Below are 26,451 nucleotides of genomic sequence, written 5' to 3' on the forward strand. Positions count from 1 at the left end.
AAGATGCCCGAGACGATGTTGCTGGCCCAGATGCTGGGCCTTTTGCTTGTAATCGGGGCGCTGGCCGGTGTGCTGGCCGGATTGCTGGGGGTTGGCGGGGGTATCGTGCTGGTGCCCGCCTTTTTCTATGCCTTCCAGACGCTTGGATATGGCGGCCCGCAGTTGATGCAGCTGTGTCTGGCGACCTCTTTGGCGACGATCATCGTGACCTCTTTACGATCGGTGCTGTCGCACAACAAAAAAGGCGCAGTGGATTGGGATATCCTGCGCGGCTGGGGGCCTGGGATTGCGGTCGGCGCGATCATCGGCGTTCTGGTGGCCTCGGCGCTGCGGACCGAGGTTCTGCAGATTTTGTTTGGCGTGCTGGGGATGGTCATCGGGGCCTATCTTGGGCTAGGCAAATCTGAATGGCGGTTGGGTGACGCCATGCCCAAAGGGATCAAACGTGCCGTACTGTCGCCCCCCGTGGGCTTTCTTTCGGTGTTGATGGGGATCGGAGGCGGCAGTTTCGGCGTGCCACTGATGAGCCTTTACAACACGCCCATTCACCGCGCCGTGGCAACTGCTGCCGGTTTTGGCGTGATCATCGCGGTGCCTTCGGTTCTGGGCTTTCTGTTTCTGGACGTTCCGCCGGAACACCGCCCGCCTCTGACCATCGGGGCGGTCAATCTGGTCGCATTTGGTATCGTTGTCGCCATGACGACAATCACCGCACCGTGGGGGGTAAAGCTGGCTCATGCGATGAACCCAAAACCCCTCAGACGCGTGTTTGCCGTGTTCCTGACGCTGGTCGCCCTGAACATGCTGCGTAAGGCACTGGGGTTATGAGCGATTTTCACGAAAATGGCTGGATCAGGTTCCCCTTCGATCCTGTGCTGGCCGAGTGGGTGGGGCACGCGCTGCCCGCTGCCCGCGCATCTGTCACTGACCCAGCCCATGCCCAATGGCTGGATTGTGAGGGGACATGGTTTATTGGCGTCGACGCGCTGGACAATGACCCGCGGGGCAGGGTTGGGCAATCGGGGGTGTTGTCCGGCCAAGCCATGGATTTCATCACCGATCAGTACGGAGAACTGCCGCTGCACAAGGGGCAGGTCTCGGTCATCTATCCCGGCTATCCACGCCCGCGGCAGGGCGAAGGCACCAGCGCCGGGCAATATCGGTTAAAGCGGGACGCGGCACATGTGGACGGGTTGCGGCCTGCGGGACCGGATCGGCGGCGGCGGGTGGATGAGCCGCATGCGTGGATATTGGGCATTCCTCTGAACGATGCCAGTATTGATGCCGCCCCCATGGTGCTGTGGGAAGGCAGTCATAAAATCCTGCGCGCCGCGTTCAAACACGCGCTGGACGGGCACCCACGCAATAGTCTGCATCAGGTGGATATAACCGAGGCGTATCAGGCTGCGCGCCGCGAAGTATTCGACACTTGCCCACGCATCGAATTGCCCGCCAAACCCGGTGAGGCCTACCTGTTGCACCGTCATTGCCTGCATGGGGTGGCCCCATGGGGCGCCAATGCCTCGGCCGGGGCGGATGGACGCATGATCGCCTATTTCCGCCCCGAGTGCGCCGGGGGAGTAGCCGAATGGATCGAATCCGCCTAACCTCCTGCCATTATTTGGATTTGGAGGTTTTTTGATGATTACGGTCCACAGGAATTCGGACGGAGCATTGCTGGAAGTCGAACTGTCCGGCGAGGTGACCAGCACTGATTACAGCGAGGTTCTGGTGCCCGCTATCGAGGCCGCATTGACCGAACATGACAACGTGCGTCTGCTGGCCGTCGTTCAGCCGGAATTCAAGGGTTACGATCTGAGTGCCGCTTGGGCCGATACAAAGCTGGGGCTGAGCCACTGGCGCGGATTTGATCGCATTGGCGTGGCGGCGGATCAGGGTTGGGTAAAGACCAGTATCCGCCTGGCTGCCCCGATCCTGCCATGCCCGGTGCAAGTCTTTGCCCTTTCCGAACTAGAAGCCGCCCGCCGCTGGATGCGCGAATCTTTGGGGTCGATTCACGTGGTTGATCTGGGTGGGCCGTGCATTCAGATCAGCCTCTTGGGAAAGCTGGACCCCGACGAATTCAGCCGGGCGGAACAGGACCTCGATAACCTGTTGCAAGCCAAGGAGGGGTTCCGGTTGTTGATCGACTTGCGGGAATTTGACGGCTGGCAGGGTCTGTCAGCGCTGGCATCGCATTTCAAACTGGTTCGGAAACATGCCGGGATGCTGGATCGCGCGGCCATCGTTGGGGACAAAACGTGGCAACATATGGCGCAACGGGCGGCCAGTCATGTTCTGGGCACGAGAACTCAGTTCTTTGCATCTGAGGATATCGAAAATGCCAAATCCTGGCTGGCTGCCGGGTAGGCCAAGATTAAACCTGACGCTTACGTCAGGTCATGCTAGGTCAGGCTTTGTTTTTCTTGATTGAATGGTCAAAAAACGATTAGCAATGCCATGTTCTTCCGCGTAACCACTTCGGAGGAACCTGAAAACTGAAGCGCGTCGCTGTGGGTTGCCACTCACTCACCACAAGTGTTCGAACTTGATCCCCCTCGAAGTTCAGACCAACCTGCAGCGGCGCAGATTCAGTCGATCCCCTTGATTTGGATTGGATTAAGTATCTTTCAGGCGTGCCGCACGGCCGCCCCGGCGTTTGGTCAGCTGGGGTTTGCGTGAGGGCAGGTTTTCCATGATCTCAGCACGCTCGTTGCTGTCCATTTTGGACCATCGCGAGATTTCATCAATCGTGCGGTAGCAACCGGTGCAGATACGTTCGGTCGGGTGAACGACACAGATCTGGATACAGGGGCTTTCGACCTCGTTCCTTTTCCAAACCATGTTCGTCATTGCCGTATCCCGTTGCAACTAAAGAAAGCGCAGCCTGTCCAGCGCCCCTTGCAGAATATAACCAGCCGCGACGTGATCGATAACCTGTCCGCGACGTTTTCGTGTCGTATCCGCCTCAAGCAGTGCCTTTTCGGCCGCAACCGTGCTGAGCCGTTCGTCCCAGAACCCGATGGAAACTTCGGTCAGCCGCGACAGGTTTCGGGCAAAGGCGCGGGTGGATTGGCAGCGGGGGCCTTCGGTTCCGTCCATGTTTTTCGGCAGACCCAGAATGACACCGCCAATCTCGCGGTCAGCGATCAGTTCCAGCAATCGCGCGGAATCCAGGGTGAATTTTTTGCGCCGCACCGTCTCCAACGGGCTGGCCACACCGCGCATCCGGTCCGAGACGGCGACCCCGATGGTTTTTTCGCCCAGATCCAGACCCATCAGCGCAGTCATCGGCGGCAGGGCGGCAGCAAATTCTTCGAATGCGTCGTGAATCATTGTGCGATTCCGGCCTGCAATGCGGCGGCGTCGATCAGTTCGATGGCATCGGCATTTCCCGCAAAGACTTCCATAGCCTCGTTTTTAATGTCGATGGCCCGCTGACCTTCGCCCAACACGCCAAGGGCTGCAATCAGACGCGCCCATTCCTCGGGTGAACCGCCCTCAGAGGCCAGACGTTCAGACAGTTGGTTGACCATGCCCTTGATCATTTCTTGCCGTTCTTCCGGTGTCAGTTCGGCTGCGGCGTCGACGTCACCCTGACTGGGGCCGGGGGCAGCAGGTATTTCAGGCGCGTTGAATACCCCGGCGCGGAAAGCCAGCTCGTCCAATTGGGCCCGAATGGCATCGGCCCATGGCGCGCCGGCAGGGGCATCGCGGAGGGCATCGACCCAGACCCGGTATCCAACGTCGGGGCGTCCGATCTGCACCATCATCTGCCCTAGATAGTATTGCGCCGGCCCATGGCGCGGGTCGCGTTTCAGCGCCTGCCTCAATGCCTCTTCGGCCTCGGGCGAGACATAGCCGCCCACGGACAGGATCATCATCTCGGCCAGATGTGAAAAGGCATCGGCGGGGATATCGTCGCCAGACAGCTCGATCACACGTTGCTGGGCTGCGTAAGCAGCGGGAAAATTGCCTGCATTCGCCTCGTGTTGAGCCAGCAGGATATGGCCCTGCAGATCATCGGGGCGTGCTGCAACAGTCTCGCGCAACTGATTCAGAAGATTGGCATAACTCTCATCCAGCTGCGGCAATTGTACGGGCGGGGCGGCTGCTTCGGCTTCGGCCTGGCTGGGGCGTTCGGCACGCAGAGTTTCGGCTTGCTCCAGCCGCAGCGACAAGGGCTGATCCGGCAGCCCTGCGGCACCCATCTGGCGATACATCCAGATCGCACCGCCCACGACGACAAGCGCGATAACAGCAAAGGCGGTTACGCTGGCCCAGCGAGGAGGTCCGGCGCGATCAACCCCGGCCTGCATCTGCGCGTCGGCGGCCAGAATGCGGCGTGAGATTTCCGTGCGGACCCGGTCTGCGTCGGCCTCGCCGATAACGCCACGGGCCAGATCCTTGTCCACGCCCGCCAGCTGCTCGCGATAGACACGCAGATCATATGCCGCCGCAGGCTCACGCGTTTTGCGGCTGCGGAGCAGGGAAAAGCCCAGGAACAGGGCAATCAGCAGTGCGGTTAGAATGGTGACGACCAGGAACGACATGGTTTCTCCGATATGGCTGCCCTGACTTAGACCTCTCGGCGGGGCGACAAAAGGGACAAATGGCCGCGAGAGGACGTCATGTCGCAATAAAAGGGCGGATGTCGCAATAGTTCGATATTGTGGCGCTGTGCGGCAGGGGTAAAGTGTTCGCGCACGGCATATCTGCGCCAATCACCGAACCGGATGGATTCGCTCATGAAACACTACTCAGCCTTTGCTGTGGCGCGGGAGGCCCTGCGCTATCACACCGGATGGGAGCGCGCGTGGCGCTCGCCCGAACCGAAAAAGCGGTACGACGTGATAATCGTCGGCGCAGGGGGGCATGGTCTGGCGACCGCCTATTATCTTGGCAAGAATTACGGCATCCAGAACGTCGCCGTGATCGAAAAAGGCTGGCTGGGCGGCGGCAACACCGGGCGCAACACGACCATCATCCGGTCGAACTATCTGCAGGACCCGTCGGCGGCGATCTATGAAAAGGCGCGTGGTCTGTACGAGGACCTGAGCCAGGACCTGAACTATAACATCATGTTCAGCCCCCGCGGTGTGATGATGCTGGCGCAGACACAGCACGAAATCCGCGGTTATCAGCGCACCGCCCATGCCAATGCGCTGCAGGGCGTGCAGACGGAGTGGATTGGGCCCGAACGTGTCAAACAGCTGGTTCCGATCATCAATATCGACGGTCCGCGTTATCCGGTTTTGGGGGCGCTGTGGCAGGAACGCGGCGGCACCGCGCGGCACGATGCTGTGGCGTGGGGCTATGCCCGCGCGTGTTCGGCCATGGGTATGGACATCATCCAGCAATGCGAAGTCACAGGTGTGCGTTCTCAGGACGGCCGTGTCGTTGGCGTAGATACCACCAAAGGCGCGATTGACTGCGAAAAGCTGGGCATCGTGGTCGCAGGCCATTCAGGTCAGCTGGCGGAGATGGCGGGCTTCCGTCTTCCGCTTGAGGCGATCGCTCTGCAAGCGCTGGTATCTGAACCGATCAAGCCTTGCATGGATGTGGTCGTGATGGCCAACACCGTGCACGGTTACATGTCTCAGTCCGACAAGGGAGAGATGGTGATTGGTGGCGGTACTGATGCCTATAACAACTTCACTCAGCGCGGGTCCTTCCACCATATCGAGGAAACCGTCCGCGCGCTGGTCGAGACCTTCCCGATGATTTCGCGTCTGAAGATGCTGCGCCAGTGGGGTGGTATCGTGGACATGACCGGTGACCGCTCGCCCATCCTGTCGAAGACGCCGCTACAAGGCTGCTTCATCAACGGTGGTTGGGGCACAGGTGGCTTCAAGGCAATCCCGGGGTCCGGCTGGGGGATGGCGCAGTTGATGGCCACCGGCCATTCGCCGCTGACCGAAGCGTTTTCGCTGGACCGTTTCAAAGAGGGCCGCTTCATCGACGAAAGCGTTGCTGCCGGGGTGGCGCACTAGGGGCGCTGCTCGAGGTTGCCCACAAACAGAATTCAGGTCGGCCATTGTGCCGACCGACCGCCAAAAGGATGAACACATGCTGATCCTGAATTGCCCGTATTGCGGCGTCGACGCCGAAGAAACCGAACTGGCCGCTGGTGGCGAGGCGCATCTGAAGCGTTTCGGTCCGGGCTCGTCGGATGACGAGTTCCACGACTACCTGTTCATGCGCGAAAACCCCAAAGGCGTCCATTTGGAACGCTGGCGCCACGCAAATGGCTGTGGCAAGTGGTTCCACGCCGCGCGCTGTACCCAGACGCTTGAGGTGTTTGGCACGTATTCCGCACAGGTCACCGAACCTCCGAAAGAGATTAAGGATGCCATCTCGGCCAAGCGCCCCGGCTGGACTTGGAGAGAGTTCGAATGACCCGCGTCACCACCCGTAATTCCGCCTGCGAAAGGTCCGCAACATGAGCACCCGTCTCGCAAAACAAGGCCGGCTGATTGACCGGTCGAAACAGGTCACCTTTACCTTCAACGGCACCTCGATGCAGGGGTACGAGGGCGATACGCTCGCCTCGGCTCTGCTGGCCAATGATCAGATGATGATGGGCCGGTCGTTCAAGTATCACCGCCCGCGCGGCGTTGTCGCCAGCGGCGCGGAAGAGCCGAACGCACTGGTCGGTCTGGGGCAGGGCAACCGGTTTGAGCCGAACCAGCGCGCCACCACGACCGAGTTGTTTAACGGTCTGACCGCGATTTCACAGAACCACTGGCCGAACCTTGAATTCGACATCGGGGCGGTGAACACGCATCTGTCTCGCTTTCTGCCGGCTGGCTTCTACTACAAGATGTTCATCCACCCCAAGCCGTTCTGGAAACACGTTTATGAGCCGTTCATCCGCCAGTCGGCCGGTCTGGGCAAAGCGCCCGACAAAGACAACCGCGACGCGGACACCTATGAGCATTTTTATGCCTTCACCGATGTTCTGATAATCGGCGGTGGTGTGGCTGGTCTGCAGGCCGCAAAGGCGGCGGCTGCGTCCGGCGCCAAGGTGATGCTGATCGAACAGACAGCCCATTGGGGCGGGCGCGCTCCGGTCGATGGGGGCACCGTTGATGGCGCACCTGTGGATAAGTTCGTGGATCAATTGGTTTCCGAACTGGAAACAATGGACAACGTTACCATGCGATTGCGCTGCATGGGCGCGGGTGTCTATGACCACGGATATGTGCTGGGATATGAGCGTCTGACTGACCATACTCCGGGCATTCAGGGCCCACGCCACCGCCTGTGGCGCATCCGTGCCAAGCAGGTTGTGACCGCAACCGGTGCAATTGAACGTCCGCTGTCTTTCGCGGGCAACGATGTTCCGGGTGTGATGCTCGCTTCGGCCATGCGCGACTATGTGGTGAACTGGGGTGTCACCCCGGGCGAGCGCGTGATCGTTGCCACCAACAATGATGATGGGTATCGCACCGCGATCATCCTGAAACAGGCCGGAGTGGACGTCCTGCGCGTGATAGATGCACGTGCCGCTGCGGGCCCGATGGCCGAAGAGGCGCGTCAGCTCGGTATCCGGGTGGACCCCGGAAAAGCCGTCGCCAAAGTCAAAGGTGGCAAGCGCGTCAAAAAGGTCGCGATCTGCAATCAGGAAGGTATCGGTGGCGCTCGCGAAGAAGTTGAGTGCGATGCCGTTGCCATGTCGGGTGGCTGGTCTCCGGTCGTTCATTTGTGGTCGCATTGCGGTGGCAAACTGATCTGGGACGACGCGAACGCCCATTTCCGTCCTGACCCCGAACGTCCACCGCTGGGCGCGAACGGCGAGGGCTTTGTCGTAGCTGCCGGTTCCGCCAACGGCCCGCTGGCGCTGGGCGATGTTCTGGCTGACGCACAAACCGCAGGTGAGGCCGCAGCCAATGGCGCGGGTTTCAAACCCAAAACAGCCGACGCGCCGAAGGTTGAAACCACGGCCGAGGCCGCGATGGAGCCGGTCTGGCTGATGCCCGCCAATGCCGAGGTTCAACTGCGCATGAAGTCCTGGCTGGATTTCCAGAACGACGTCAAAGTGTCCGACGTCCAACTGGCGGCGCGTGAAGGCTATGAAAGCGTTGAACACACCAAGCGCTACACGACGCTGGGTATGGCAACGGATCAGGGCAAGTTGAGCAATATCAACGGTCTGGCGATCCTTGCTGATGCGTTGGAGTCCGAGATTCCGAAAGTCGGTACCACCACATTCCGCCCGCCTTATACTCCGATCTCGATGGGGTCGATTGGCGGCGAAGCGCGGGGCGACGTGTTCCAACCGATCCGTCAAACCCCGATGCACGACTGGCACGACAAAAACGGTGCCGATTGGGAGCCGGTCGGCCACTGGCGCCGGACCTATGCTTATGTCCGCCCCGGTGAATCCGTACATGACGCGGTGAATCGCGAGGTCAAGAACACGCGCGAAAACCTCGGCCTGCTGGACGCATCGACGCTGGGCAAGCTGATCGTCAAAGGCCCGGACGCAGGCAAGTTCCTGGACATGATGTACACCAACATGATGTCCACGCTGAAGGTCGGCAAATGCCGCTATGGCCTGATGTGCTCGGAAAACGGCTTTCTGATCGACGATGGCGTTGTTGCCCGCATCGATGAGGACACATGGCTGTGCCACACAACCACCGGCGGAGCGGAACGTATCCACGGCCATATGGAAGAATGGCTGCAGACCGAATGGTGGGACTGGAAAGTTTATGTCGCCAACGTGACCGAGCAATACGCTCAGGTGGCCGTTGTCGGCCCCAACGCCCGCAAGGTATTGGAGAAGCTGGGCGGCATGGATGTGTCCAAAGAGGCGCTGCCGTTCATGGAGTGGCGCGATGGCAAGATCGGCGACTTCGACTGCCGTGCCTATCGCATCTCGTTTTCGGGCGAGCTGTCCTATGAGATCGCCGTTCCTGCGTCTCAGGGGCAGGCGTTCTGGGATGCTCTGGTCGAGGCAGGGCAGGAGTTCGGAGTGATGCCTTATGGCACCGAATGTCTGCACATTCTGCGGGCCGAGAAGGGCTTTATCATGATCGGGGATGAGACCGATGGCACCGTGATCCCCCAAGATCTGGGGCTGCACTGGGCACTGTCCAAGAAGAAAGAGGACTACCTCGGCAAACGCGCCCATTCGCGCACCCATATGGCCGATCCGGACCGCTGGAAACTGGTGGGGCTTGAGACTGTGGATGGTTCCGTTATTCCCGACGGTGCTTACGCAGTAGGCGACGGCGTCAACGCCAACGGTCAGCGTAATATGATCGGTCGCGTTACCTCGACCTATTACTCGGCCAATCTGGGCAAAGGCATCGCCATGGGCTTGATCAAGCACGGACCCGACCGGATGGGTGAGATCGTCGAGTTCCCGGGTACCGACGGCAAAACCTATAAAGCCAAGATCGTGGACCCGATCTTCTATGACAAAGACGGGGAGAAGCAGAATGTCTGAACCCATCAGCGCACTGAATCACGCCGGCTATGACGGTATTGTCAAAGTCGAGGAATGTGGCCTGCAGGGTATGATCACCCTGCGGGGCGACCTGTCCGATAAGGTGCTGGTCAAAGCGGTCAAGGATGCCACAGGCCAGAAAGTACCTGGCCAGCGTGAATCTCTGGTCAATGGTGACACCGGCGTTTGCTGGATGTCCATGGACGAATTGCTGGTGCTAGTGCCGTATGCCGAGGTGGAGGCCAAGTTGGCCGCAATGGCAAACGCGCTTAGCGGCACACACGCGTTGGCGGTCAATGTCTCGGACGCGCGGGCTGTTTTCCGCATCTCGGGCGCCAGCGCGCGCGAGGTGGTTGGCAAATTGGCCCCGGTCGATCTGTCGGTCGAGGCGTTCCAACCTGGCCAAATCCGCCGCTCGCGTTTGGCGCAGGTGGCAGGGGCGTTCTGGATGGACGACGCCGAGACCTTCCGTGTTGTCTGTTTCCGGTCGGCTGCGGATTACGTGTTCAAACTGCTCAAGGTTGCGGCGCAGCCAGGCAGTGAGGTTGGGTTTTATTGACCTCATAAACCCCGCAGAAAAGTTACAAATAACAGCCGCCTTTCCCAAAAAAGGCGGCTATTTTCTTTTTCATCTTGCGCAACATTTCGATGCCCTTTTATGAGAGAGGTGCAAAGGCAGTCTCCCCTTAAGATTGTATTGAATTTTAAGTGGGATAAGGCTGCAAGCTATAGTGTTATTGGTAAAACTTGAAAGCTTAAGAAGATGAAGAAAGCGATAGCCGCCTTGGCTTTGACCTTGGCTGCAACCACAGCGAAAGCTGAAGTCGTCACCTATGACTGCAACTTGCACCGGATGGAAGAAGGATGGATCGCCGAGCGTGTGATCCTGAGTGTTGATGCGGAAAACAAGCGTGCGCGGGCTTATGACGCCTACATTCATCACTATGATGACAAGCAGCCCAAAGATGTGAAATTCAAAACAACCCGCACGGGCGAATACAGGCTCATGTGGAAAATGAAAATCCCCGCCAGAAATAGCGGTCTTGTGTATGTAAGTTATACAGCCACACTGAACCCGGAAAAACAGCGTCTGGACATGATCGCAAGATTTCCTCAAGCCAATGTGCTTAACCGGCCATCGGGTTTCGGAGAGTGTTCAATAAACACGATCGAGTCGCTTTACGCTTCCTGAGTTCTGCAAGCTCGCTGGTTTTGTATACTCAAAAAAAGAAAATCCCCGGGAATTCCGGGGATTTTTTTTTTAACTTTCAACGCTGCAAGTGCCAAGACCGTAAGGCTTGTTAGAGGCGTTTGTACTGACGAAAGACATACGAACTTTGAGGCTGTTATCAGCGGTATTTAGGTTTGCCTGATACTTGACACGCAAATTACCACCGGCAGAAGCGCGTCGTGTTTCGGTCCAGACCATCCGAACACCCTTGTTGCCACGGCTTTTGTATTTAGTGTCGATCCATTCAGGTCTGCTCGCTACCTTTGCCCAGCCGTCTTCGGCGTCCACTTGAAAGGCATAGCTCCGCGCGATCCAGCCGTGGCTGTCCTGTTTGGTCATTTTGCAATTGTAGGTAACTGTTTCCGCCATGGCGCCGTGTGCAAAAAATGCGGCCAAAGCAACAATGCTGAGATATTTCATATTTTTCCGATTTCCTTGTATCCGGGTACAGGAAATTTCAAAAACGGGCAGAAAGAACAAGAGGTTCCAGGCAGTTATTCAGAACGTTTTTGGGATACTGTCAATTGCGCAACAACAGTGTTTTGTATTGCGCAAGAGCGTTCGGATTCAATAGTTGTTCCGCTGTAATTGGTTGGGAGTTTTCGTCAGCAACCGCGGAATAGAAACCCAAAAGATCCAACAGGTTTTTCGTCTTCTCCAATCGATTATCCGTTGCCAACAGCGGGGCGTGCAGTGATAGCAGCAGGGCGGGGCGCTGTTTCTTCAACCAGGCAATCAGAGTGGGCAATACGAAATATTCGGCCCCTTCGATATCCATTTTGACCAGAGATACGCCGGACAGGTCATTTGCGGCCTCAAACTGATCCCATGCAATTGTCAGGGCGTCGCTGCCATGCTTGCCGTCATGCAGTAAGGAACTGGTAGAATCGCCCGGCTCGCCGCGTACCGAGGCCATGCGGGCCACGCCGAACTGGTTGGACAGCGCCACCCCAAAGGCCGACACGTTGTGGATGTCGTTCAGGTCCAGATTCCACGCCAGATACCTAAATGCAGTCGGATCGGGCTCAAAACACCACACGTGCCGGGCGCGGCGGGCACCGTAAAGCACGGTGGGGCCGATCCAGGCGCCGATATCCAGATAGTCGCTGTCGGACGAGAGATATTCGTCGAGAATGGCGAAAGTTTCGGGCTCCCACGCACCGGCTGAGGCTTTGCGCCAGAATTTCGAATGATAGGGGTCCAGATGAAACGGCTCGCCATTCAGGCTGCCTGCATAGTACCCGCGGGCGCGGTAAAACATCTTGCGCGCCTGTGTCAGCATCGCGGACCTCCGGGTTTTATTGTCACGGGCCTTGACCTATGGCGACTGTCAAAGCATTTAACCTTGGGAACCGCAACTTACATTTATAACAGGGGGCCGACATGGCTTTTGAACTTCCTGATCTTCCTTATGCACATGACGCGCTGGCAGCCAAGGGAATGTCCGCAGAAACGCTGGAATATCACCACGATCTGCACCACAAGGCATATGTCGACAACGGCAACAAGCTGATCGCCGGAACCGAGTGGGACGGCAAATCGCTGGAAGAGATCATCGTTGGCACCTACGACGCAAACGCAGTCGCGCAGAACGGCATCTTCAACAACATCAGCCAACTGTGGAACCACAACCAGTTCTGGGAAATGATGGGCCCCGGAGGCAACGCCATGCCTGGTGAGTTGGAAAAAGCCCTGACAGAGAGCTTTGGCTCGGTTGACGAATTCAAGTCGCAGTTCAGCGCTGCTGGTGCTGGTCAGTTCGGTTCGGGCTGGGCGTGGCTGGTCAAGAACGCGGACGGTTCGCTGGCTGTAACCAAGACCGAAAACGGCGTGAACCCGCTGTGTTTTGGTCAGACAGCGCTGCTGGGTTGTGACGTCTGGGAGCACTCGTATTACATCGATTTCCGCAACAAACGCCCGGCTTACCTGTCGAACTTCCTCGACAATCTGGTGAACTGGGAAAACGTTGCATCGCGGATGTAATCCTTGAACCGCAGAAGGTTCATAAAGGGCCTGCTGGCGACCACGCTGGCAGGCCTGTTTGTTGCAGCCTATGGGTTTTTTATCGAGCCCTCGCTGCGATTGCGCGTGCGCAAGTGGCGCGTGCGGCGCAAGGATTGGACAGCGCAGCCGCTACGGATCGCGGTTCTGTCCGATCTGCACGTTGGTGAGCCTTATGTCGGCCTTGATCGTGTCCGGCAGGTAGTGCGGCGTACCAATGCACTGGCCCCCGATCTGGTCTTGCTGTTGGGGGATTATGCGGGTCACTACGACGGCATCACCGCTAAAGTCGAAGCTGAAGATCTGGCTCCGGTTCTTGGACAGCTTGAGGCGCGCAGCGGAGTTTATGCTGTTCTCGGAAACCACGACTGGTGGGATGATGAGGATGCCCAACGGCGTGGCGGTGGGCCGAACAAATTCGCCACCGCGTTTCAGGGGCAGGGCATCACAGTGCTGTCCAACGAGGCAATGCGCCTGGACGATTTGGGCATCTGGCTGGCCGGGCTTGAGGATCAACTTGCCTTCAGACGCAATGGCAAGCTTGTGGGTCTGGATGATCTGCCGGGAACCATGGCGCAAGTGACCGACGACGCGCCCGTGGTAATGATGGCGCATGAGCCTGATATCTTCCCCGACATCCCGGAAAATGTGGCGCTGACTTTGTCCGGCCACACGCATGGTGGGCAGGTGCGGCTGTTTGGTTGGTCGCCGGTGGTGCCGTCCAAGTACGGCAATCGTTATGCTTATGGGCATGTACACGAAGACGGGCGCGATTTGGTCGTGTCTGGTGGGATCGGGTGTTCGATCCTGCCCGTGCGCTTTGGGGTAACGCCCGAGATCACGGTGATCGAACTGTCAGCCTGACAGGAGAAAACCCGCCTATGAACAAAGTTTCATACTGAGACGGGTTTGCACGCAACCTCGCAGTGCCTACCTTGGGTGTGGCGGAGGGAGAGAACCGCTAACCATATGAAAATGCACAGGCAACGCGCCGGAAACCTATGGTTGCGTCGGGGTAAACCTATGCCTGTTAATTGAGGGATGGCCGTAGAAACATGACAGGAGATCACGATGGTCGCACTTGAACAGGGAACCTGGGTTGTTATTGCCGATGGGGAAAAGGCGTTGTTCGTCGAGAACATCACCGATGCCGAAGACCCCAATCTGGTGGTTGTTTCGGTGGAAGAACAGGATGGGGTTAGCCGACCCACCGACCGGGCCGGGCGGCGCTTTGATACCGGGCCGAACCAGAAATCGTCGGTTGAAGAGCCGAACTGGAAAACCCACGCCAAATCCCTTTTCGTGCAGGATGTTGCCAATCTTCTAAACCGTAAGGGATTGAAAGGGGCCTTCAATCGGTTGGTTCTGGTTGCCAGCCCGCATGTGCTGGGCCTGCTGCGCCGTCGCCTGCACAGCGAGGTACTTGCCAAGGTCGTGGCTGAGGTGGACAAGACCCTGACCAACCACCCAATGCACAAGGTCGAAAAGCTTCTGACCAGCCGCCTGAACCCGGCAGTTTGACCGATTTGTCCCCCGGTGGGCGGTCTCAGCCGTCCGTCCACCGGTCAGGTCAGGAACCCGCGCAGTGTCGACATCGCCGAGGCCGGATCATCAACCCAAGTGATGTAATCCGCCAACGACTCATCCGCGAACCCCTGACCGATGACGCGCTGCACCAGCTCGTGCAGCGCGTCCCAGTAGCCACCCACATTCATGACCAGAATGGGTTTGTCATGCAGGCCCAGCTGCCGCCATGTCAGCGCCTCGAACAGCTCATCCAGCGACCCCGGGCCGCCCGGAAGCACGACCACAGCATCTGCATTCATGATCATGACCTTTTTGCGCTCGTGCATCGTTTCGGTGACCACAAAGCGGGTCAGGTCGGTTTTGCCGACCTCGCGTTTCAGCAGGTGAACGGGGATCACGCCGAATGTGTCGCCGCCAGCGGATTGCGCAGCACGGGCAACTTCGCCCATCAGGCCGACATCCCCGGCGCCATAGACCAAACGCCAGCCTTCTTGTGCCAGCATCGTTCCGAAGGCCCTTGCGGCTTCGGAATAGGCGGAATTTGCGCCATTGCGTGACCCGCAATACACACAAACAGATTTCTGAGACATCGTGAACGCTCTCCGGGGTTGTGCCTGGGCTTTTGACCCCTGATAGCGGGATTGATAGATTGGCTCAACCGCCGGGCAGAATGTGTTGAAGGCACGGCACTTGCGCTGCGGAGTGAAAGGAAAAGAATGAACGCCGAGTCGGGAAGCGGAAGCTCTGGCACCTTCACCTGGGGGGTGATCGCCGGTATCGCAGTTTTAATCGGAGCGGGTGGATTGTACTGGTCCGGTATGGTCGGGGGGGACTCGGAAGAACCGGCACCAGAGGTTGAAGTCGCAGTTCAGACCCAGGAGGACAGCGCTGAGCCCGCTGAGCAACCTGCCGAAAGTTCCACACCACCTGCCGCAGAAGATGAGCTAAGCGTCGAGGCTGCGACCCCACCTGCTGCCGAAGAGGCGGTGCCTGAAACACCGGCTGAGGAAGAGACAGCCCAAGCTGAGCCGCCTGTGAAACCGCTGTTGGATCAAATTTTTGTTGAATCGGACGGCAATACGGTTCTGTCAGGTTCTGCCGAACCGGGTTCCGAGGTCAACGTGCTGCTGGACGGAGAAGCGGTGCATAGTTTCACGGTCGATCCTAGCGGTCAGTTTGCCGAATTCGTTTCGATTCCATTCGCCGATACAGCGCGCGGTTTGACGTTGGAGACGCAGGGCGATCAACCGGTGCGCTCGGACGACTACGTGATTGCTGCACTGCCCGAACCTGAAGCTGCGGATGACGCTGTTTCTGTCGCGGATACGGCTGAGGATGCAACGCAAGAACCCGAAGTGGCGCAGGCAACCGAAACGGATCAGGCGGCGTCGACCGACACGGATGCCACTGACTTGCCCTCTTCCGACACGGCTGAAACTGACGCGCCGTCGACCGAAGATCAAACGGAACAGGTTGCCGAGGCTCCGGCTGAAGACACGCCGGACCAACAGGTCACTATCCTGCGGTCTGGGGAGGACGGGGTTGAACTGGTGCAAGGTCCAACAAGCCAACCGCAGGAACCGGAACAGATCGCACTCGACACCATTGGGTATTCCGATGCTGGCGAGGTTGAACTGACAGGCCGGGTACCGGATGGATCGGCTGTGCGCCTGTATTTGGACAACCGGCTGGTCGATGATCTGTCCCCGGCCAATGACGGCAAATGGCGCAGCGAGTTGGACGGGGTCGAACCCGGCGTCTACACCCTGCGCGCTGACGAGGTTGCACCGGATGGTACCGTCGTTAGCCGTATTGAAACGCCATTCAAACGTGAGGCCACCGAAGTGCTGCGCGCCGCCGAGGCGACGGATAGCCCCGAGGCAGCAGAGGATGCCCCACCGATCCGGTCGGTCACTGTGCAGAAGGGTGACACGCTCTGGGCCATTTCCCGCGAACGGTTTGGCGACGGTGTTCTTTATGTGAAGCTGTTCGAGGCCAACCGGGCTGCTATACGTGATCCGGACCTGATCTACCCCGGACAGATCTTCACGATCCCCGAATAAGCTTTAGCCTCTGGCCCCTGCGGGGGCGGGGGGCTATCTCTGACCGCAGACCAGGAACGTGATGAGACGATCAGCCCCGATGCATTCAGACGATACGCCAGAAACGAACGAGCGCCGCTCAGGTTGGCGCACGATCCGCAAGGTATCACCATACCTCTGGCCCGAGGACGAACCTTGGGTCAAACGCCGTGTTGTGTTGGCAATGGGAATGTTGGTTCTGGCCAAGCTAATCGCGGTGTACACGCCAATTTTGTACAAGGGCGCGGTCGACGGTCTGGCGGGCGAAGGCGTGCCGCCACTGGCGCTGGGTGCGGTAGGATTAACCGTAGCCTACGGTGTTGCACGGATGATGACCGTGGGATTTCAGCAGCTCCGCGACGCGTCTTTTGCCCCGGTCGGGCAACGGGCGTTGCGGGCGCTGGCGCTGGAAACCTTCCAGCACATCCACCAACTGTCGATGCGCTATCACGTAACCCGCCGAACCGGCGGTCTCAGCCGGATCATTGAGCGCGGGGTGAAGGGCGTGGAATTCCTGTTGCGGTTCCTGCTGTTTTCCATCGGGCCGCTGATCCTGGAATTGCTACTGGTCGCGATCATCCTTATGTGGCTGTTCGATGTCTGGTATCTGGTCGTCGTCGCGGTGACCATTGCGCTTTATATCTGGTTCACCTTCGCGGTGACTGAGTGGCGCGTTAAATTGCGGCGCGAGATGAACGATCAAGATACTGAGGCCAACCAGCGCGCTATCGATAGTCTACTGAACTTTGAAACTGTCAAATATTTCAACGCTGAACAGCGCGAAGCTGAACGCTATGATGTCTCGATGAAAGCCTATGCTGGCGCGGCGCTGAAAACGGCTTATTCGCTGGCCTTCCTGAATTTCGGGCAGTCTTTTCTGATCACCTGCGGACTGATCGGCGTGATGGTTTTGGCCGCCATCGGTGTGCAGAATGGTACGCTGACCGTGGGTGATTTTGTCATGGTCAACGCCTACATGATCCAAATCACCGTGCCGTTGAACTTTCTGGGCACGGTGTATCGTGAAATCCGTCAATCGCTGGTCGATATGGGGCAGATGTTTGATCTGCTGGAACAACCTACCGAGGTAACAGACAAGCCCTGCGCGCCGAACCTTGCGATCAATGGCGGTGAGGTGACGCTGGACAACGTGCGGTTTGGTTATGATGCGGATCGTGAAATCCTCAAAGGCATCTCACTGACCGTTCCGGCGGGGCAGACCGTGGCTATTGTCGGGGCCACCGGTTCGGGTAAATCCACCATCGGGCGGCTGCTGTTCCGGTTCTATGATGTGACTGGCGGAGCGCTGAGGATCGACGGGCAGGATGTGCGCGACGTGACCCTGAACAGTCTGCATGCCGCCATCGGTGTGGTGCCACAGGATACGGTGCTGTTCAACGACACGATCCGCTACAACATCGCCTATGGCCGCGATGGCGCCACTCAAGAAGAGGTCGAAGCCGCAGCCAAGGCAGCCCAGATTCACGAATTCATTGTAATGCTGCCCGAAGGGTATGACACCAAGGTTGGTGAGCGTGGGCTGAAACTGTCCGGCGGTGAAAAACAGCGTGTCGGCATTGCGCGCACGCTGTTGAAAAATCCCCCGATCCTGTTGCTGGATGAGGCGACCTCGGCACTGGATACTGACACCGAGCAGGACATCAAGGATGCTTTGGCGCGGGCCGGAGAGGGGCGTACGGTTCTGACCATCGCGCATCGTCTCAGCACCATCGCCGAGGCCGACCGTATCGTTGTTTTGGAGCAAGGCGAGATATTGGAGCAGGGCACCCATGATGAGCTGCTGCAACGCGAGGGTCGTTATGCGCAGCTGTGGAGCCGTCAGCAATCGGATGCGCAGGCTGCCTGAACCGAAACCGGCCTCCGACTGGACTATGTGATATACTGAATGGGTTTTTGGAGGAGTTGTTTTGATGCGCAGATTGAAAAGAACCTCTGTTGTTCTGGTCGTTATTGCCGTGCTCATGCCAGTGATGGCGGCGGCTGATCCCATTGTCGGTGTCTGGAAAACCGAACCGGATCGCAAGAACCTGATTTCGCATATCCAGATATCTGCCTGCGGAGACAAGTTCTGTGGTCAGATTCAATCGGCCTATGACAAATCTGGGAAAGAGGTGCAGACCCCCAACATCGGCAAAAAGTTATTCTGGGATGTGGCCAGCGAAGGGGGCGGCAAATATGGCGGTGGTGATTTCTGGATTCCCATGGTCAATGTGGATGTGGTGCCGCAAATGACGCTGAGCGGAGACACTCTGACCGTGCGCGGATGCGAGCATGTTGTGTGCGGGCACCAGAAATGGACACGTCTGTCCAAGTGATCCGCTCCTTCTGACAAGATTTGTTGCAACTAAGTCTTGCGCTACGACCAGCACTCTGACTGTGGGTGATTGCCGATTGACCGATGATATTGCTCCGTTATGACGGGCAGTACCAACCGAGTGGTGTTGGGCAATAAATCAGGGAAACACTAATGAAGAAGTTCTTTGCTGCGCCGATCGTTCTGGCGTCGCTGTTCGCGTCGACCGCCTCCGCCGAGGATCTGGTATTTTTGCTGGGTAATGAAAGCAGCGTCGATCTGGTCGAATTCAATGCCTCGGCAAGTGCGTCCAATGAATGGGAAGCAAACTTGCTGCAAGGCGATTACATCGCGCCGGGATACGAAGCAGACGTGTTGATTGCTGACGGTCTGACCACCTGCGTCTATGATATTCGCGGCGCGTTTTCCGATGGTTCTAGCGCCGAAGATTACGGCGTAGACCTGTGCGATCTGGGTGAATACGTCTTTACTGACTAAGCCTGTCTGAAACGAATAATGGCGAACCGTTGGGTTCGCCATTCTTTTATTCTGCCGCTTTCAGGGGTGATCCCGGCGGATGTTCGGGCGCCTGGGCATCTTTGGACGCAGGGGGCGTTTCGTCGCCCCAGACCACCTCGGTCGCTTGTGCCTGACGGACGGCTTTGCCAATCGCCATATCCTGCGCCAATTGGCTGGATCGACCGGATGTCGCGCGCGCCAGTGCCCGGCCCAGCCATATCGTGTAGGTCGAAACCCAAACGCGCAACGCCAACAGTGAAGGCGTCACGATCAGCGTCAGAACCGTCGCAATGCCCAATCCGAAGACCACCGCCGTGGCCAGCTGCTTCCACCACAACGCGGTGGGGCTGTTGATCGAATAACCACCATTGATGAAGTCCAGCGACAGGCCGAACATCATGGGTGTCAGACCAGCCATCGTGGTCAATGTGGTCAGCAGAACCGGACGGATACGCGCCTCAGCCGTGCGGATGATGGCTTCGATCCGGGGCATGTAGCGGCTGTATTCCTGATAGGTGTCGATCAGAACGATGTTGTTGTTCACCACGATCCCTGCCAGCGCCACGATGCCCGTGCCGGTCATGATGATCGAGAACGGTTGCCCCATAACGATCATTCCGATCAGAACCCCGGTGGTCGACAGAACAACCGCCAGCAGCACCAGTACCGAGTTGTAGAACGAGTTGAACTGCGCCAGCAGGATCACGAACATCAGGCCCAAAGCACCCAGGAAAGCACTTTGCAGGAAGGCCCCGGATTCCTCTTGATCCTCCTGATCGCCGGTCCACTCCCAGGCTATCGTGTTCGAGAAGGGGCTGGTGTTCAGCCATTCCGTCAGCACAGCGATCCGTTCATTCGGGTTGACCAGCGCGAACCGCGCTCCTTCTTCCGCAATAGCTGTGCGCAGGTCCTCGACGGTTTCGGCACCGGTTAGTTGGAACAGCTCAAATACCGTGCCATCGGAGCTGGTGATGGTTGTCCCGTTGGCGTCCGCGCCTTCTTCGACCGCACGCACAACGGCCAGTCTCTGTTCGGTTCCGTCAGGGCCGTCGACTACCACCTTGGACAGGCCCGGCTCGACATCTGCTTTGACGTCATAGTAACGCTGCTGGTCGATCCGGTTGATCTCGGCAAGCTTGGCCACCGGTTGGCGGGCGACAAAGTTGGACAGCGGCACTAGCCCGTCAGGAGTGCGGACCTTGAGCGAATCCAATGTGGACAAAACTCGGTCCTGTTCGGGCAGGCGCACGCGAATCTCGACTTCTTCATCGGTGTTGTCCGGACGCATCTCGCCGAGAAGAATGCCACGGGTGACCAACTGTACCATTGCGCCAACCGTGGCGACATCAGCCCCGAAACGTCCGGCCTTGGCGACGTCCACGTCGATCTGCCAGTCGATACCGGGCAGGGGCATGGTGTCTTCGATCTTGATCAGACCGGGCGTTTCGTCAAACACAGCCCGCGCGGCTTCGGTCGCTGTGGTCAATTCCTCCCAACCGTCGCCTTTGATACGCAGATGCACGGGCTTGGCCGAGGCCGGACCCTGTTCCAGCGGCAGGATTTCCACGATGAAACCGGGCAGTTTGGCAAGTTCTGCATTCAACTCATCCAGAACGAAATCACCGTCGTATTCCGGGGCGATGATTTCACGTTCGAACAGTCCGAAAAACGCCGGTTCGGTCAGCGTTGGTCGGTCCTCCCACGGAGTGATTTCGAACTGCACACGACCGACGGTATCGGCCGGCGCTTCGGCACCGCCGTTGTTCTGGTTCAGGCCGCCTTCACCGGCAAAAGCGAACACGTTGGTTACGGCTGGGTGTGCCCCGATCACCTCTTCGGCGGCCAGCACCATCGCGTCTTTTTCCTGCAATGACAGGTTGCCCCGTGCCCGGACATAGGCGGTGGCCTGTTCCGGTTCGGTTTCGACAAAGAACTCAACGCCCTTGGATTCATTGGGGTACCAGATGAAGGCCACAAAGAATACAGATGCAAACACGACCATCAGCGAGACAACAGGCATGATCGGGTTGCCGACCAGGAACTTGACCAAGTAGCCGAACACAGAGTGTTCACGCGCTGTGTGGACGCGTTCTTCCTTTTGCCGCTCGATTTTGGCGGCGCTCAGGGTCACCGACCCTGCAAAGCCACCGAAGACGAACAGCAAGGCACCCGACAGCACGCCCCCGGGCAGCAGATAGTCAGGATTCAGCATCTGCATCGCGCCCAAGAAGATCATGTACAGCGATGGGGGGACCATAATTGCGCGAACCCACCACGGGGCCACACTGCGCAGCCAATTCGAAGTTCGATCGAACGTGCGGCTCATTCGTCCGGATACGCCGCCGACGACCGGCAGGTAGATCAGCGCCACGATCAGCGAAGAGGACAGAACGAAGATCAACGTGATCGGCAGCATCTTCATGAATTCGCCGGGCACGCCGGGCCAGAACAGCATCGGCAGGAAGGCACACAGTGTCGTCGCGGTCGAGGACACGATGGGCCAGAACATCCGCTGCGCCGCCTCGACATAGGCGTGCATCGGGCCGATGCCTTCTTTGATGCGCTTGTCGGCGTATTCAACCACAACAATGGCACCGTCGACCAGCATCCCCACCGCAAGGATCAGCCCGAACATCACCATGTTCGAGATGGTGACGCCCATGACCGCAAGAAAAGCAAAGCTCAGCAGGAACGAGGTTGGGATTGCAAACCCGACCAACAGCGCAGCGCGCGTACCCAGCGAGGCCAGAACGACGATCATCACCAGCGCGATCGCGGTTAGGACCGAACCTTCAAGCTGACGCACCATCGAATCGACAATGCGGCTTTGGTCGTTCGAGGTGCCAACATCTACGGCGGCCTGCAATTCGGCGGGCCATTTCTCTTGCGCTGCTGCAAGAGTCGCTTTGACGTCGTCCACTGTGTCGATCAGGTTGTAGCCTTTGCGTTTGACCACCTGAAGTGCCACCGTGGACTGGTTGTCAAACCGCGCGGTGCCTTCACGGTCTTCGAAAGTATAGTTGATCTGCGCAAGCTCACCCATCGTCACCACGCGGTCGCCATTGACCTTGACGGGTAGGCTGTAGACATCTTCAGCGGTTTTGAATGAAGACGGGATTTTGACCGAGAAGGTGCCTTGTGCTGAATCCACCTCACCAGCAGCGATCAGCTGGTTGTTGTTTTGGACAACTGTGATCAATTCGTCGGCCGAGACGTTGTAAGCCTCCAGCCGGAGTGGATCGATAATCACCTCGAGCAATTCGTCTCGGTTGCCCGCAATCCCGGCTTCCAGAACGGAATCCAGCGATTCAAGATCGTCCTGCAAGTCTTTGGCGATACGCGCCATTGTTCGCTCGGGGACTGCGCCAGTTAGGTTGACGATGACGATAGGGAATTCTGAAAAGTTAATCTCGAAAAGCGAATACTGCTCAGCCCCTTCAGGGAAATCGGCCTGAGCGCTGTTCATCGCGTCGCGTACATCCGCCATGATCGCGGTCTTATCCCAGCCGAATTCGAACTCCAGCGCGATACCGGCATACCCTTCGGCAGCAGTGGCGGTCATTTCCTTGAGACCGTCCAGATCTGCCAGTTCAGTCTCCATCGGCTTGATCAGAAGGTTCTCAGAATCCTCGGCGGAAATGCCGGGAAATTGGACCGAGACGAAAAGCGCCGGGATTTCGATATCCGGTTCACCCTCTTTAGGCAGGCTGACATATGCAAACCCGCCGACAATCAGCGAGATAGCGATGAAGGCCAACACCATACGGGCCCTGTGGGCGGCCCATGCAACCAATCCTGTCATTGTGCAGCTTCCTGGTAGGTTGGTTCGACCTTAACGCCTTGCGTCACGAATTCCTGGCCGATCACAATGACATCAGAGGTTTCCGGTAGCCCATCAACCCAGACGCCTTCTGCGGTGTCGCGCAATAGCAGAATCGGCATGAATTCCACGATCTGGTCAGCGCCGACCGTGCGCACACCGATCTGCCCTTCGTTGTTCAAGGTCAGGGCGGATTGCGGCAGCAGATGGGCCTTTGCCCCGTCGGCGGCTATACGGATATTGGCCGTCTGACCATCGCGAATGGCCAGTTCCGGGTTTGGAACGGTGATTTCAACTTCGAAGGTGCGGGTCGTTTCATCCGCCGACCTGCTCAGAAAAGTCACGCGGCCTTTGACCTCAAGACCCGTGATCAGGCGCGCCGATGCTTCCGAACCGACGATGATCTTGTTTACATCCGTTTCGGGCACGAACCCCACCAGCTTGATCGGGTTCAATTGAATCACGGTCGCACACAGCGATCCGGGCTGCATCAGGCTGCCCAGTTCGGCGGTATCGCTTTCCAGCAGGCCCTTGAATGGGGCTTCGATGGTCTGACGGTCAATCTCGCGCTGGGCGGCTTTGACCTCGGCAGTGGCGGCTTCGATCCCGGCGCGGGTGGCCTCCAGTCCGGCCTCGGCGGTTTTGACGCCCGCTTCGGCAGAGCGCATCGCGGCTTCGCTGGAAATCCGTCGCGTTTCCGACCCAAACCCGGTTTCCGACAGTTTCTGTGCGGCCGTCAGGTTGATTTGCGCCTCAGCAACCAGGGCATGCGCCTCTTCCAGGCGAGCTTCGGCCTCGGGGATGCGGCTTTCGGCTTCAAGTTTGGCGGCCATAGCCTCGGCCAGGCTGGCGGGGCGGGTGCCTGGGTCAAGCTCGCACAGCAGGTCGCCCGCTTCGACGAACGCACCCTTGCGCTTGGGTTCCGAAATCACGGTCGATGTTGTTTCGGCCAGAACTTCGACCTGGCGATTGGCTCTGGTCTGGCCGCGCAACAACACGGCGCTGTCAATTTCCCTTGCGGAAGAGCGCAAGACGACCACACCGATTGTATTCTGCGCCGTCTGGGGATCGGATACAGATTCTACTTCGGATGACGTATCTGTTTCAGAGTCGCCGCGACCGGCAAATGCAAACAATGCGTCGCGTTCAAAGACCAAAAGGAATAACGCGGCAATCACCAGAATCGCATTCACGAATGAAATCAATCGCATACGGGGCCTCTCTAAAAATTCTTTGCCGATTGTCCTTCGGCGTGCATGTTTAAAAGTGGGGGCAGGCACGCGCGTTTTCTACACTAAACTGAATAGTTCGGTTCACTTTTTTTCGCAAGGGCAGCGTGACGCCGCGAAAATGTGCGAATTCCGGCCCTTGGCTTGGCAAGGTCGCCGGGGTATGACATGGCGCCATAGAAAATGTGACAGCCCAGGGAGCAGGGATGAGCGACGTCGACAGTTTTATTGATGAGGTGACCGAAGAGGTTCGCCGTGATCGCCTGTATCTGCTGCTGCGTCGTTGGGGCTGGATCGGCGTTCTGGCCGTGGTTCTCATCGTTGGCGGGGCCGCGTTTAACGAGGTTCGCAAGGCCCGTACCACCGGTCAGGCTGAAAAGCTGGGTGACGAGATTCTCAGCGCGCTTGCGCAGAATGACTCGGCCGAACGTGCAAGCAGCCTGGCCAGCATTGATGCGGTAACACCCGGCGGTGATGCGGTTCTGAACATGTTGTTGTCTTCGTCGCAGGTTGAGGCCGGGTCGCGGCAAGAGGCTGTGGACAGCCTGAACGCCATCGCTGTTCAGGGTGATCTGCCGGAAATTTATCGTGCGATTGCTACATTCAAGGCTCTGCTGCTGCAAAGTGACACTTTGCCCGTGGCGGATCGCCGTCAGCAGTTCGAAGCGCTGTCTGCGCCGGGCGCACCGCTGCGCTTGTTGGCCGAAGAACAACTTGCACTGATTGATGTCGCCGAGGGGAATGCGGACGCAGCAATCGAGCGTCTACAGGCGATGCGGCAGGACGCCGAGATTGGCGTGGACCTTCAGCAACGCGCCGCGCAACTGATTGTCGCGCTTGGCGGCGAACCGGAACCACTGGTGGCCCAGCAGGGCTGAACCGGCGGCAATTAGAATGACAGGCGAGTTCGGAGTATCATGGTGACAAGTCTTTTCTCCCGCATTGGATTGACGGCTGCGGCCCTATCGCTGAGTGTTCTTGCCGCATGTGAGGAACCCGAGGTCATCCTGCCAGGTGCCCGTGAAGACATTCGGCCCACCTCTGACAACGTGACTTTGGTAACCCAGGGTTCGAAACCGATCAGCCTGCCTGCGCAAAAAGCCAACGCCAATTGGTCGCAAAGCGCCGGGACGCCCGCATTTCGCACCGGCAACGCGGCACTGCGCGCGACGCCTCAGCGTGTGTGGTCGACCTCGATCGGGGATGGGGATTCGCGCAAGCGTCGCATCACCGCAGAAGCTGTTGTGGCCGGTGGCCTGATTTATACGCTGGATGCAGGCGCGACCGTTTCCGCGGTTACACCGCAGGGACAGGTGGCCTGGAGCAAGAATCTTATCCCGGCCAATGATGGCGACGCGGACGCGACCGGCGGCGGATTGGCCTATGCCAATGGTGTGCTTTACGTGTCGTCCGGGTTTGGGCGTCTGACGGCGTTGGATGCGAAAACTGGGGCGATCAAATGGCAAAAACGCCTGAATGCCCCAGGAAACGGCGCACCTTTGGTCAATGATGGTTTGTTGTATCTGGTAGCAGGTGATGAAACCGGCTGGGCCGTGAACACCAAGGACGGCCGCATCGCGTGGCAAGTTCAGGGTACGCCAAGCGTGGGCAATGTTCTGGGGGCTCCGGCCCCTGTGATTGCACAGGAGTTTGCCGTCTTTGCCTTTGGTTCGGGCGATATTTCCGCGTCTTTCCGCAAGGGTGGTATCGGGCGCTGGAACGCTTCGGTCGCGGGCGGGCGTCGGGGGCGTGCGGCCGCACAGATCGTGGATGTGACCGGTGGACCCATGGTAGTAGGCGATACGATTTATATCGGTAATCACTCGGGCCGCACCGTGGCATTTAACGCCACCTCGGGCGAACGAATCTGGACGGCGGATGAGGGGGCTGTGGATACGGCATGGCCTGCGGGTGATAGCCTGTTTCTGATCAGTGACCGCAGTCAGTTGGTCCGGTTGAACAGGGCAGACGGTTCGATCATCTGGGCGCAGGATTTGCCCGGTTTTGTCAAGGACAAGCCCAAGCGCCGTGGTCCAATCGTTGCGCACTATGGCCCGATCCTGGCCGGTGGGCGCATCGTTGTCGCGTCGAATGACGGTTTCCTGCGATTCTTTAACCCGGTCGACGGCACGCTGGTCAACAGCGTCGAGGTTCCCGGCGGCGCCACCACGGCCCCGGTAGTGGCCGGGCAGACGTTGTATGTCGTTTCGACCAAAGGTGATCTACACGCTTTCCGTTGATCGCAAGATGCGCTAAAGGGCGCGTCTGAGTC

At 58.4% G+C, this 26,451-nt stretch carries 26 protein-coding genes; 17 read left to right on the forward strand and 9 right to left on the reverse strand.

The window, feature by feature from the left end:
• Positions 1-3: 3 nt before the first annotated feature.
• Genes ACR0LY_RS00940 through ACR0LY_RS00950 form a run of 3 tightly spaced genes read left to right on the forward strand, consistent with a single transcriptional unit; the run spans position 4 to position 2,370 of the window.
• Positions 4-828 carry a sulfite exporter TauE/SafE family protein gene (locus ACR0LY_RS00940; protein ID WP_170349140.1) on the forward strand — a complete coding sequence of 275 codons (825 nt, stop codon included), beginning with the start codon at positions 4-6 and terminating at the stop codon, positions 826-828.
• Entirely contained in the window at positions 825-1,607 is a 783-nt protein-coding gene (locus ACR0LY_RS00945) for a hypothetical protein (protein ID WP_170349139.1), read from the forward strand. Before ACR0LY_RS00940 ends, ACR0LY_RS00945 begins: the two co-directional genes overlap by 4 nt.
• A 34-nt stretch (positions 1,608-1,641) precedes the next feature.
• The gene (locus tag ACR0LY_RS00950; RefSeq protein ID WP_170349138.1) at positions 1,642-2,370 is read left to right on the forward strand and encodes a SpoIIAA family protein; all 729 of its coding nucleotides are present in this window, start codon (positions 1,642-1,644) and stop codon (positions 2,368-2,370) included.
• A 249-nt stretch (positions 2,371-2,619) separates the two neighbouring features.
• On the opposite strand, the gene ACR0LY_RS00955 is transcribed toward ACR0LY_RS00950, so the two are convergent.
• The 4 genes from ACR0LY_RS00955 to ACR0LY_RS00970 are packed head-to-tail and all read right to left on the reverse strand — an operon-like array spanning position 2,620 to position 4,750.
• Complete coding sequence (locus ACR0LY_RS00955; RefSeq protein ID WP_170349137.1) at positions 2,620-2,853, reverse strand: DUF1289 domain-containing protein; 234 nt, start codon at positions 2,851-2,853, stop codon at positions 2,620-2,622.
• Between the two features lie 18 nt (positions 2,854-2,871).
• A complete protein-coding gene (ruvX, locus tag ACR0LY_RS00960; RefSeq protein WP_170349136.1) occupies positions 2,872-3,336 on the reverse strand; it encodes a Holliday junction resolvase RuvX in 465 nt (154 codons plus the stop codon).
• On the reverse strand, positions 3,333-4,553 hold the full coding sequence (ccmI, locus tag ACR0LY_RS00965; protein WP_170349135.1) for a c-type cytochrome biogenesis protein CcmI: 1,221 nt from the start codon (positions 4,551-4,553) through the stop codon (positions 3,333-3,335). The genes ruvX and ccmI overlap by 4 nt, the downstream gene beginning before the upstream one ends.
• Positions 4,554-4,579: 26 nt before the next feature.
• A complete protein-coding gene (locus ACR0LY_RS00970; protein WP_170349134.1) occupies positions 4,580-4,750 on the reverse strand; it encodes a hypothetical protein in 171 nt (56 codons plus the stop codon).
• Here ACR0LY_RS00970 and ACR0LY_RS00975 point away from each other — a divergent pair.
• The 5 genes from ACR0LY_RS00975 (at position 4,749) to ACR0LY_RS00995 (ending at position 10,649) form a co-directional block, all read left to right on the forward strand.
• On the forward strand, positions 4,749-5,993 hold the full coding sequence (locus ACR0LY_RS00975; protein WP_170349133.1) for a sarcosine oxidase subunit beta family protein: 1,245 nt from the start codon (positions 4,749-4,751) through the stop codon (positions 5,991-5,993). The two genes, ACR0LY_RS00970 and ACR0LY_RS00975, sit on opposite strands and share 2 nt — an antisense overlap.
• A gap of 76 nt (positions 5,994-6,069) precedes the next feature.
• Complete coding sequence (locus ACR0LY_RS00980) at positions 6,070-6,399, forward strand: sarcosine oxidase subunit delta (RefSeq protein ID WP_170349132.1); 330 nt, start codon at positions 6,070-6,072, stop codon at positions 6,397-6,399.
• 43 nt (positions 6,400-6,442) lie between these two features.
• Positions 6,443-9,457 carry a sarcosine oxidase subunit alpha family protein gene (locus ACR0LY_RS00985; RefSeq protein WP_170349131.1) on the forward strand — a complete coding sequence of 1,005 codons (3,015 nt, stop codon included), beginning with the start codon at positions 6,443-6,445 and terminating at the stop codon, positions 9,455-9,457.
• Positions 9,450-10,016, forward strand: a complete 567-nt coding sequence (locus ACR0LY_RS00990; protein ID WP_170349130.1) for a sarcosine oxidase subunit gamma — start codon at positions 9,450-9,452, stop codon at positions 10,014-10,016. Before ACR0LY_RS00985 ends, ACR0LY_RS00990 begins: the two co-directional genes overlap by 8 nt.
• A 204-nt stretch (positions 10,017-10,220) precedes the next feature.
• On the forward strand, positions 10,221-10,649 hold the full coding sequence (locus ACR0LY_RS00995; RefSeq protein ID WP_170375888.1) for a hypothetical protein: 429 nt from the start codon (positions 10,221-10,223) through the stop codon (positions 10,647-10,649).
• Positions 10,650-10,718: 69 nt separating this feature from the next.
• Here the strand turns inward: ACR0LY_RS00995 and ACR0LY_RS01000 are convergent, their stop codons facing one another.
• On the reverse strand, positions 10,719-11,108 hold the full coding sequence (locus tag ACR0LY_RS01000; protein WP_170349128.1) for a hypothetical protein: 390 nt from the start codon (positions 11,106-11,108) through the stop codon (positions 10,719-10,721).
• Positions 11,109-11,208: 100 nt separating this feature from the next.
• Positions 11,209-11,970 (reverse strand): FkbM family methyltransferase, encoded by a 762-nt coding sequence (locus ACR0LY_RS01005; protein WP_170349127.1) that lies wholly within the window; start codon positions 11,968-11,970, stop codon positions 11,209-11,211.
• A 101-nt stretch (positions 11,971-12,071) separates the two neighbouring features.
• Between ACR0LY_RS01005 and ACR0LY_RS01010 the strand changes: the two genes are divergently transcribed.
• The 3 genes from ACR0LY_RS01010 (at position 12,072) to ACR0LY_RS01020 (ending at position 14,210) form a co-directional block, all read left to right on the forward strand.
• Positions 12,072-12,671: a superoxide dismutase gene (locus ACR0LY_RS01010; protein WP_113789565.1), complete on the forward strand. Its 600-nt coding sequence runs from the start codon at positions 12,072-12,074 to the stop codon at positions 12,669-12,671.
• Positions 12,672-12,674: 3 nt separating this feature from the next.
• Positions 12,675-13,553 (forward strand): metallophosphoesterase, encoded by an 879-nt coding sequence (locus ACR0LY_RS01015; protein WP_170349126.1) that lies wholly within the window; start codon positions 12,675-12,677, stop codon positions 13,551-13,553.
• A gap of 207 nt (positions 13,554-13,760) precedes the next feature.
• Positions 13,761-14,210: a host attachment family protein gene (locus ACR0LY_RS01020; protein WP_170349125.1), complete on the forward strand. Its 450-nt coding sequence runs from the start codon at positions 13,761-13,763 to the stop codon at positions 14,208-14,210.
• Positions 14,211-14,254: 44 nt separating this feature from the next.
• Here the strand turns inward: ACR0LY_RS01020 and ACR0LY_RS01025 are convergent, their stop codons facing one another.
• The gene (locus ACR0LY_RS01025; RefSeq protein WP_170349124.1) at positions 14,255-14,806 is read right to left on the reverse strand and encodes an LOG family protein; all 552 of its coding nucleotides are present in this window, start codon (positions 14,804-14,806) and stop codon (positions 14,255-14,257) included.
• Between the two features lie 126 nt (positions 14,807-14,932).
• Between ACR0LY_RS01025 and ACR0LY_RS01030 the strand changes: the two genes are divergently transcribed.
• The 4 genes from ACR0LY_RS01030 to ACR0LY_RS01045 all read left to right on the forward strand — a co-directional run bounded on the left by ACR0LY_RS01030 (position 14,933) and on the right by ACR0LY_RS01045 (position 19,109).
• Positions 14,933-16,279, forward strand: coding sequence for a LysM peptidoglycan-binding domain-containing protein (locus tag ACR0LY_RS01030; protein WP_170349123.1), 1,347 nt, complete (start codon positions 14,933-14,935; stop codon positions 16,277-16,279).
• 79 nt (positions 16,280-16,358) lie between these two features.
• Positions 16,359-18,164, forward strand: coding sequence for an ABCB family ABC transporter ATP-binding protein/permease (locus ACR0LY_RS01035; RefSeq protein WP_438826481.1), 1,806 nt, complete (start codon positions 16,359-16,361; stop codon positions 18,162-18,164).
• A gap of 64 nt (positions 18,165-18,228) precedes the next feature.
• Positions 18,229-18,633, forward strand: a complete 405-nt coding sequence (locus ACR0LY_RS01040; RefSeq protein ID WP_170349121.1) for a DUF2147 domain-containing protein — start codon at positions 18,229-18,231, stop codon at positions 18,631-18,633.
• Between the two features lie 152 nt (positions 18,634-18,785).
• The gene (locus ACR0LY_RS01045; RefSeq protein ID WP_170349120.1) at positions 18,786-19,109 is read left to right on the forward strand and encodes a hypothetical protein; all 324 of its coding nucleotides are present in this window, start codon (positions 18,786-18,788) and stop codon (positions 19,107-19,109) included.
• 46 nt (positions 19,110-19,155) lie between these two features.
• Here the strand turns inward: ACR0LY_RS01045 and ACR0LY_RS01050 are convergent, their stop codons facing one another.
• Both ACR0LY_RS01050 and ACR0LY_RS01055 read right to left on the reverse strand, forming a co-directional pair.
• The gene (locus ACR0LY_RS01050; protein WP_170349119.1) at positions 19,156-22,932 is read right to left on the reverse strand and encodes an efflux RND transporter permease subunit; all 3,777 of its coding nucleotides are present in this window, start codon (positions 22,930-22,932) and stop codon (positions 19,156-19,158) included.
• Positions 22,929-24,161: an efflux RND transporter periplasmic adaptor subunit gene (locus tag ACR0LY_RS01055; protein ID WP_170349118.1), complete on the reverse strand. Its 1,233-nt coding sequence runs from the start codon at positions 24,159-24,161 to the stop codon at positions 22,929-22,931. Before ACR0LY_RS01055 ends, ACR0LY_RS01050 begins: the two co-directional genes overlap by 4 nt.
• Positions 24,162-24,385: 224 nt before the next feature.
• Here ACR0LY_RS01055 and ACR0LY_RS01060 point away from each other — a divergent pair, with 224 nt between their 5' ends.
• Both ACR0LY_RS01060 and ACR0LY_RS01065 read left to right on the forward strand, forming a co-directional pair.
• A complete protein-coding gene (locus ACR0LY_RS01060; RefSeq protein ID WP_170349117.1) occupies positions 24,386-25,057 on the forward strand; it encodes a hypothetical protein in 672 nt (223 codons plus the stop codon).
• 39 nt (positions 25,058-25,096) lie between these two features.
• Positions 25,097-26,419 carry a PQQ-like beta-propeller repeat protein gene (locus tag ACR0LY_RS01065; protein WP_170349116.1) on the forward strand — a complete coding sequence of 441 codons (1,323 nt, stop codon included), beginning with the start codon at positions 25,097-25,099 and terminating at the stop codon, positions 26,417-26,419.
• Positions 26,420-26,451: the final 32 nt, after the last annotated feature.

The sequence above is a fragment of the Ruegeria sp. BC5 genome, assembly GCF_056539205.1.

Coding starts and splice junctions, on each gene's coding strand:
- ACR0LY_RS01025 (WP_170349124.1), bottom strand. CDS start 14,806: ATGTCTCAGAAATCTGTTTGTGTGTATTGCGGGTCACGCAATGGCGCA.
- ccmI (WP_170349135.1), bottom strand. CDS start 4,553: ATGTCGTTCCTGGTCGTCACCATTCTAACCGCACTGCTGATTGCCCTG.
- ACR0LY_RS01065 (WP_170349116.1), top strand. CDS start 25,097: ATGGTGACAAGTCTTTTCTCCCGCATTGGATTGACGGCTGCGGCCCTA.
- ACR0LY_RS00955 (WP_170349137.1), bottom strand. CDS start 2,853: ATGACGAACATGGTTTGGAAAAGGAACGAGGTCGAAAGCCCCTGTATC.
- ACR0LY_RS01000 (WP_170349128.1), bottom strand. CDS start 11,108: ATGAAATATCTCAGCATTGTTGCTTTGGCCGCATTTTTTGCACACGGC.
- ACR0LY_RS01030 (WP_170349123.1), top strand. CDS start 14,933: ATGAACGCCGAGTCGGGAAGCGGAAGCTCTGGCACCTTCACCTGGGGG.
- ACR0LY_RS00995 (WP_170375888.1), top strand. CDS start 10,221: ATGAAGAAAGCGATAGCCGCCTTGGCTTTGACCTTGGCTGCAACCACA.
- ACR0LY_RS01060 (WP_170349117.1), top strand. CDS start 24,386: ATGAGCGACGTCGACAGTTTTATTGATGAGGTGACCGAAGAGGTTCGC.
- ACR0LY_RS01050 (WP_170349119.1), bottom strand. CDS start 22,932: ATGACAGGATTGGTTGCATGGGCCGCCCACAGGGCCCGTATGGTGTTG.
- ACR0LY_RS00950 (WP_170349138.1), top strand. CDS start 1,642: ATGATTACGGTCCACAGGAATTCGGACGGAGCATTGCTGGAAGTCGAA.
- ACR0LY_RS01040 (WP_170349121.1), top strand. CDS start 18,229: ATGCGCAGATTGAAAAGAACCTCTGTTGTTCTGGTCGTTATTGCCGTG.
- ACR0LY_RS01055 (WP_170349118.1), bottom strand. CDS start 24,161: ATGCGATTGATTTCATTCGTGAATGCGATTCTGGTGATTGCCGCGTTA.
- ACR0LY_RS00975 (WP_170349133.1), top strand. CDS start 4,749: ATGAAACACTACTCAGCCTTTGCTGTGGCGCGGGAGGCCCTGCGCTAT.
- ACR0LY_RS01035 (WP_438826481.1), top strand. CDS start 16,359: ATGCATTCAGACGATACGCCAGAAACGAACGAGCGCCGCTCAGGTTGG.
- ACR0LY_RS00940 (WP_170349140.1), top strand. CDS start 4: ATGCCCGAGACGATGTTGCTGGCCCAGATGCTGGGCCTTTTGCTTGTA.
- ACR0LY_RS00945 (WP_170349139.1), top strand. CDS start 825: ATGAGCGATTTTCACGAAAATGGCTGGATCAGGTTCCCCTTCGATCCT.
- ACR0LY_RS00990 (WP_170349130.1), top strand. CDS start 9,450: ATGTCTGAACCCATCAGCGCACTGAATCACGCCGGCTATGACGGTATT.
- ACR0LY_RS01045 (WP_170349120.1), top strand. CDS start 18,786: ATGAAGAAGTTCTTTGCTGCGCCGATCGTTCTGGCGTCGCTGTTCGCG.
- ACR0LY_RS01005 (WP_170349127.1), bottom strand. CDS start 11,970: ATGCTGACACAGGCGCGCAAGATGTTTTACCGCGCCCGCGGGTACTAT.
- ACR0LY_RS01020 (WP_170349125.1), top strand. CDS start 13,761: ATGGTCGCACTTGAACAGGGAACCTGGGTTGTTATTGCCGATGGGGAA.
- ACR0LY_RS01010 (WP_113789565.1), top strand. CDS start 12,072: ATGGCTTTTGAACTTCCTGATCTTCCTTATGCACATGACGCGCTGGCA.
- ruvX (WP_170349136.1), bottom strand. CDS start 3,336: ATGATTCACGACGCATTCGAAGAATTTGCTGCCGCCCTGCCGCCGATG.
- ACR0LY_RS00980 (WP_170349132.1), top strand. CDS start 6,070: ATGCTGATCCTGAATTGCCCGTATTGCGGCGTCGACGCCGAAGAAACC.
- ACR0LY_RS00970 (WP_170349134.1), bottom strand. CDS start 4,750: ATGAGCGAATCCATCCGGTTCGGTGATTGGCGCAGATATGCCGTGCGC.
- ACR0LY_RS00985 (WP_170349131.1), top strand. CDS start 6,443: ATGAGCACCCGTCTCGCAAAACAAGGCCGGCTGATTGACCGGTCGAAA.